1 protein-coding gene is annotated in these 607 nt (G+C 64.6%); it reads left to right on the top strand.

Annotated features, from left to right (window positions below; translation table 11 throughout):
* Nucleotides 1-607: SulP family inorganic anion transporter (locus AC1DU6_RS34740; RefSeq protein WP_477863068.1), on the top strand; the 607-nt coding region annotated here is incomplete at both ends.

Genomic DNA, 607 nt, shown 5'->3' on the forward strand with positions numbered 1-607 from the left:
GACTGGCTGCGCAAGATACCGGGATCGCTTGCAGGCTTCATCGCTGGCACCGCGCTCTACTATCTAATCAGCATCCCGACCGGTCTCGATCTCGGGCCAACCATCGGCGAGATCCATGTCAGCTTCCCGCCGGCAATGCCGCTCGGCGCAGTGTTCGACGGCTCGATCACGCCGGAACTGACCGCCGTGCTTCCGCATGTCGTGCTGGTGTCGCTGGTGCTGGCAATCATCGGCACGGTGGAGACCATGCTGGCGTTTCGCGTGGCACAGCAGCTCGACGACACGCATATCCATCCGGTGCGCGACCTCGCCGCACAAGGCATCGCCAATGCGGCGGCAGCGCTGGGCGGCGGCATCGGCGGATCGGCGATCCCTTCCGTTATTCTGCTCGGCTATCGCATGGGCGGCCGCACGCGCTGGACCAGCATTTTCGTGGCGCTCAGCCTGTTAGCCATCACATTCGCGCTGTCGTCGATGCTCGCACAGGTGCCGCGCGCGGTGTTCGCCGGCCTGCTGCTCGTGATCGGCATCGTGCTGTTCGATCGCTGGAATCTGCAACTGCTGACCGACATTCGATCGAGCAGCGAACCGCAGGTTCGCCGGCACG

It is taken from the genome of Roseateles sp. P5_B10 (assembly GCF_056400485.1).